Source organism: Acidisoma sp. (genome assembly GCF_035492295.1).
Taxonomy (GTDB): domain Bacteria; phylum Pseudomonadota; class Alphaproteobacteria; order Acetobacterales; family Acetobacteraceae; genus Acidisoma.
In genome coordinates this window covers 1-6,009 of record NZ_DATJJK010000037.1, presented here as the reverse complement: position 1 = coordinate 6,009, position 6,009 = coordinate 1, and the positions used below count along the sequence as shown (strand labels likewise).

General features: G+C 66.3%; 6 protein-coding genes. All 6 read left to right on the top strand.

The window, feature by feature from the left end; genetic code table 11:
• The coding region (locus VL752_RS02695; protein WP_325352196.1) for an ABC transporter substrate-binding protein at nucleotides 1–939 on the top strand (939 nt) is incomplete at its 5' end.
• Nucleotides 940–952: 13 nt separating this feature from the next.
• Nucleotides 953–2,353, top strand: coding sequence for an amidohydrolase family protein (locus tag VL752_RS02690; RefSeq protein ID WP_325352195.1), 1,401 nt, complete (start codon nucleotides 953–955; stop codon nucleotides 2,351–2,353).
• The gene (locus VL752_RS02685) at nucleotides 2,350–3,135 is read left to right on the top strand and encodes an ABC transporter permease (protein ID WP_325352194.1); all 786 of its coding nucleotides are present in this window, start codon (nucleotides 2,350–2,352) and stop codon (nucleotides 3,133–3,135) included. Before VL752_RS02690 ends, VL752_RS02685 begins: the two co-directional genes overlap by 4 nt.
• The gene (locus VL752_RS02680) at nucleotides 3,132–3,899 is read left to right on the top strand and encodes an ABC transporter permease (RefSeq protein WP_325352193.1); all 768 of its coding nucleotides are present in this window, start codon (nucleotides 3,132–3,134) and stop codon (nucleotides 3,897–3,899) included. Before VL752_RS02685 ends, VL752_RS02680 begins: the two co-directional genes overlap by 4 nt.
• Nucleotides 3,896–4,894, top strand: a complete 999-nt coding sequence (locus VL752_RS02675; RefSeq protein WP_325352192.1) for an LLM class flavin-dependent oxidoreductase — start codon at nucleotides 3,896–3,898, stop codon at nucleotides 4,892–4,894. The genes VL752_RS02680 and VL752_RS02675 overlap by 4 nt, the downstream gene beginning before the upstream one ends.
• On the top strand, nucleotides 4,891–6,009 hold a 1,119-nt coding region (locus VL752_RS02670), incomplete at its 3' end, for a CocE/NonD family hydrolase (RefSeq protein ID WP_325352191.1). The genes VL752_RS02675 and VL752_RS02670, both read left to right, overlap by 4 nt.

Genomic DNA, 6,009 nt, shown 5'->3' with positions numbered 1-6,009 from the left:
GCGGCGGAGATGACGAAGCTCCGCGTCGTGCTCGGCTATATCCCTGATGTCGAGATGTACGGGCCGGAATACGCGCTGAAGGAAGGCTATTACAAGGCCGAGGGGCTGGACGTAACGCTGATCCCGGCGGGGCAAGGCGTGGATCAGGTGCAGATGGTCGCCGCCGGCATCGCACAGATCGGCATCGCCAATCCGGAACAGATCCTCGCCGGCATCGGCCAGGGCGAAAAGTTCAAGGTTTTCGCGGGCCAGTTCCAAACCCAGCCGCTCGCCATGACCTGCCGCAAGGATAGCGGCGTCACCAAACCCGCGGATCTCGTCGGCAAGACCGTGGGTGTGAAAGTCAATGCTCAGCCCTATTACAAGCTCTTCCTGTCCAAGAACAACGTGCCCTTCGACAAGGTGAAGACGACGACGATCGGGCCGAACGACGTCTCCCTTCTCATCGCCGGGCGTATCGCTTGCGAAATCACCACCTTCGCCTTCAACGAGCCGCTGATCGTGCAGCAGGCGGGCGTGCCCACCACCATCCTGCCGCTTGGCGATTACGGCCTCAACTCCCAGGTCGATTCCTTCTTCGTCAAGGACGCCTTCTTCGCGAAGCCTGACAACCAAGCCGTGCTGGTGAAATTTCTTCGCGCCACGGCGAAAGGCTGGGTCGGCTTCTATAAGGATCCGAAGGCTGCGGCGAACTACATCATCGACGGCAATTTCGTGGATGGGCTGGACCGCACGCAGCAGATCTTCCAGGCCGAGCAGCAGGTGAAGTTCATGGAAAGCCCGCTGACCAAGGAGAAGGGCATCCTCTGGCTCGATCCCTCGATCTGGACGCAGACGGATGAGAACCTGAAGGCCGCTGGGGTCACCAAGGATCTCGTTCCACTCGACGGTGTGCTGACCACCTCGATCCTCGAACAGGCCGATATGCCCAAGTTCTGAGGCAGATAGAGCGATGAACATCATCCTGGCGGACGGCTGGGTCGTCACCATGAACCCCGGCCGGGACGTGCTGGAACAGGCCAGCGTCCTCGTGACGGGGGACCGCATTGCTGGCATCGGCAGCAGGGCGGCGCTTGTCGCGGCCGAGCCGATGGCGGAGATCGTCGACTGTCGTGGCCGTATCGTCATCCCCGGGATGGTGAACACGCATACGCATCTCTTCCAGACCCTGCTCAAGGGTCTGGGAGATGACCGTGTGCTGAAGGACTGGTTCACCTGCATGACAGGGCCGGCCGCGGCCGAGCTGACGGAGGAGGATGTTGCCGCCGCAGCGCTCCACGGCTGCGTGGAATCGATCCGCTCCGGTGTCACGTCGCTGGTCGATTTCATGTATGCCCACCCCCGGCCGGGTCTTACCCAGCCGGTGATCGATGCCTTTCGGCAGACGGGCATTCGTGGCCGCGTCTGCCGTGGCTTCCTGACCACAGGCGCCGAGTTCGGCATTCCGGTTCCCCTCATCGAAACGCCCGAACAGGCGCTGGGCGATGCACGCGCTGTCATCCGCGCCAATAACAAGCTCGGCGGCCGCGTGCAGGTCGGTCTCGCGCCGTCGATGATCTGGGCGCTGGATGCCGAAACGCTGCGCGCCACGCGGCGCCTCGCGGATGAGGAAGGCGCCTTTATCACCACCCATGTCGCCGAAACCGCTTTCGAGATCGAACAGTCCCAGTCCCGCTTTCACTGCACGGATACGGAGCTGCTCAGCGAAATCGGCTTCCTGGGGCCGGACGTGCTTGCCGTCCATTGCGTGCAATGCGCCGGCAACGATATCGACCTGCTGCGCCGTCATGATACGCGGGTGTCCCACAATCCCTGCAGCAACATGTATCTCGCTTCCGGCGTGCCGCCCATTCCGGCCATGCTGGATGCCGGTGTCACCGTCGGCCTCGGCTCGGACGGGCCCGCCAGCAGCAACAATCACAGCCTGTTCCAGGCGATGAAATTCGCGTCCCTCATCCAGAAGGGCCATCATCGTAACCCGGAAATCATCACGGCCGAAAAGGCGCTGGAAATGGCGACGATCGACGGCGCCCGCGCGATCGGCCTCGATCACGACATCGGCTCCATTGAAATCGGCAAGAAGGCCGATATCGCGGTCATCGATACTGATGGTTTCGCCATCGGACCCGTGCATCACCCGGTTTCGGCGCTGGTCTATTCCGCCCTCGGCCACGAGGTTTCGACCGTCCTGATCGACGGTCGCATCGTCATGCGGGACGGACGGATGACGACGGTGGACGAGGGTGCCGTGCGTGCCCGCTCGCGTGCCGCTGCCGATGCGCTTGCCGCGCGGGCGGGTGTCGCCCATCTCGGCCGCCGCCCCTGGCGCTCGGTCGGAATTTCCCGCGCATGAGTGCCCGCCCAGAGAAGACACGTCATGCGGCGGCCATCATCCTGCCGCCCGCCGCGCTGATCCTCCTTGCTCTCGCCGTCTGGACCTGGGTGAGCGCGCAAGGGATGATTCCGAATTACTTGCTGCCCGCGCCGGGAAAGCTTGCCGCCACCCTGGTCAGCGAGCGGAGCGTCCTGCTCCGCCATGGCCTTGCCACCACGCGAGAAGCGCTCAGCGGCTATGTCATCGGTTCCGTCCTCGGGCTGCTCGCCGCCGTGCTGCTCACCGCCTCGCGGACTTTGCGTCTCTGCTTCTTCCCGCTGGCGCTCGCCACCCAGGCGGTGCCGCTCATCGCCATCACGCCGCTCATCGTGCTCGTCATGGGGCGCGGCATGCCGGCGATCCTCACCCTCGTCGCCATCACCGCCTTCTTTCCGATGCTGATCAACATGACCCGCGGGCTGCGCGCGGCCGATCGCGGCTATCACGAGTTGCTGCACAGCCTCGCGGCCAACCGGTTGCAGCGCCTGCTGATGATCGAGCTGCCTGCGGCCGCGCCCTATTTCTTCGCGGCGCTGCGCGTGGCCGCTACCGCGAGCTTCATCAACGCCATCGTCGGAGAATGGATCGGCTCCAATCTGGGCCTCGGCTATCTCGTCGTGCTCTCTGGCCAGTATTTCCGGATTCCGACGCTCTGGGCTGCCGTCGTCGTCACCGCGACCCTGACCCTCATGCTCGTCGGCGTCGTCTCCCTGGTCGAGCGCCTGGCCACCCCCTGGGCGGAAGCGGAGGGCCGCGCATGAGCCGCGCCGCGCGTATCGCGGGGCCGGCCGGCGTGCTGCTGGCCCTGTTTGTTCTATGGTGGGCCGCGACCGGCCTCGGCTGGGTCGATCCGCTGGTGCTGCCCTCCCCTGCTGCCGTCTTCGGTGTCTTCTGGAACCAGCCGGGGCTCATCGCGAGCAATGCCGGCATCACGGCGGCGGAGGCGATCATCGGCCTCCTCCTCGGCAATACCCTCGGCCTGCTTCTCGCTGTCGTCTTCGTAACCTCCGCGACAACCCGCCGCGCCATCCTTCCACTCGCGATGGCCGCACAAGCGGTGCCGATCGTGGCCGTCACGCCCGCCCTCATCATCGGCTTCGGCAATGGCATGGAGCCGAAAATCCTCGTTGCCATCTTCCTCGTCTTCTTCCCGATGCTGGTGAACGCGATGCGCGGCCTGCGCAGCGCGGAGGCCGATATGGGCGAACTCATGCACAGCCTCGATGCCAGCGGCTGGCAGCAGCTCTGGATGGTGCGCCTGCCGGCGGCCCTGCCCTTCATCTTCACAGCGCTCAAATTCTCGGCCTGCTCCTCCTTCCTGGCGGCGATCGTCGCGGAATGGGTCGCGGCCAATCGCGGCCTCGGCTATCTCATCGTTTTCGCCGGTGCCGAGTACAAGTCGGACGAGGTCTGGGCCGCCGTGCTCGTCGCGACGCTCAGCAGCATGGTGCTCGTCGGTCTCGTCGTGCTGCTGGAACGACGGGTAATGCCCTGGGCGCATGACCCGACGGAGGGGCTGTCATGATCCCGGCGTCACCGCCACTCGGCCTCTTCAACCAGATGTGGGGTGCGACCGCGCTTTCGGATCGCGCGGTGCTGGAAACAGCGATCGGCGAAATGGCCCTGGTCGAATCCCTCGGCTTTGCGTCGGTCTGGATCGGCGAGCATCACCTGTCGCCCAGTTCCGGCGCCTTCCATGGCCGGGTGCCGGCGGCAGAGGTGTTTCTCGCCCATCTCGCCGCCCGCCTGCCGCGCATCACCGTCGGCACCGGGGTGAAGCTCTTCGCGACGGACGCCCGCCGCGCGGCGGAGGAGATGATGATGCTGCAACTCCTGGCACCGGACCGGGTGGAATTCGGCATCGGCCAGGGGCCGACGCTGCCCGGCAGCCCTGAGAGTCGGGAGGAGAAATCCCGCCGCTTCCGCCGCCAGCTTTCCGAACTTCTGTTTTTCCTCACCGGCGAGATGTCCTTGTCCCTCGCAGCACAGCCCAATCTGGCGCAGCGGCTGTGGATCGCGGCGCGGGATGACGAGAGCATCGCACTCGCCGCCGAACGCGGGCTGAACTTCGTCGTGGGACAAGCGGAGATCGGCATCGCCCAGGCGCGTTTCGTGCGCCGCTATCGCGCCGCCGGCGGACAGGGCGAGGCACGCGGCGTGCGCCTTGTCTTCCTCGCGGAAACCCATGCGGAAGCCGTCGCCCAATGCGCCGAGGCGACCGAGCTTTACTTCGCCGCGCTCGGCAACAAAGGCTATCACGCCCAGGCGGTGGCCGAGGGCCTGTTGCCCGAAACCGCGGACACGCCCGAGGAACGCCGCCGTCAGGTCGATTTTTTGGTCGGCCGGCCGGATGAGGTGGCCGAACGCCTCAACGCGCATATCGACCTGCTCGGTCTCGACCGGCTGGACCTCATGCCCCAACTGCCGGGCCTGCCGACGGACGCGGTGCAGCGTTCGCTCCGCCTCATCGCGACCGAGCTGCAACCCCGCCTGCGCTTTCCCGGAAGGCAAGCCGCATGATGAAGGTCCTGGGCCCCGAAACCGTCTCCCTCATGCTCGCCGACGGCGTGCGGCTGGATGCCGATCTCTATTGCCCCGCCACGGGCGGTCCCTTCCCCGTACTGCTCATGCGCCAGCCCTATGGCCGCCGCATCGCTTCCACCGTCGTCTTCGCCCATCCGCGCTGGTACGCGGCGCAAGGCTATCTGGTGGTGATCCAGGATGTGCGTGGCACCGGCACCTCCGAAGGGCGCTTCATGGCGTTCGAGACGGAGATTGCGGACGGTGCGGAGACCGTCGCCTGGGCCGCCGGCCTGCCCGGCTCGAACGGCCGCGTCGGCATGTACGGCTTTTCTTATCAGGGTATGACGCAGCTTCTGGCGCTGGCCGGCGGGGCGAAGCTCGCCGCCCTCTGCCCGGTCATGATCGGCTGGGACGTGCAGGGCGACTGGGCTTATGAGGGTGGCGCCTTTCGCTTGGCCGACAGCATCGGCTGGGGCATTCAGATGGCGGCGATCCGCGCAGCCCATGATGGCGAGGCCGAGGCCTTCGCCGCCCTCTCCCGCGCCGCCAAATCCCTGCCGCTTATGGACGACACGCCCGCCTTCCCGGATATCCTCCGACGCTATCGTGCGCTCGGGCATTTCGCCGATTGGGTGGAGCATGACGGCGCAGAGGCGTCCTATTGGCATGCCATCTCCCCGCGCGGTGCGCTCACCGGCAAATCCATGGACGTGCCGATGCTCCATATCGGCGGCTGGTACGACACGATGCTGATGGGCACGCTGGATGGGTTCGCGAGCGCCCGCGCGCGGACCGCGCAGCCACAGCGCCTCGTCGTCGGTCCATGGCCCCATCTCCCCTGGGGCCGCGCCTCGGGCGGCGATATGGGCCCGGCGGGGGACGCCGAGATCGACCGCCTGCAGCTGGATTGGTTTGACGTATTTCTGAAGGATTCCGGAGGGGCCGCGTCCATCAAAGCCGGCCTCGATCTTTTCGACGTCACCGCCCGGGGTTGGCGGCATTTCGCCGACTGGCCCGGTGGCAGCGCGCCTCTGTTCCTGGGCAGCGAGGGCCTCGCCGCCGCGACGGTGACAGACGGCGCGCTTCTCGCGGCGCCGGGCGAGAGCGCGCAG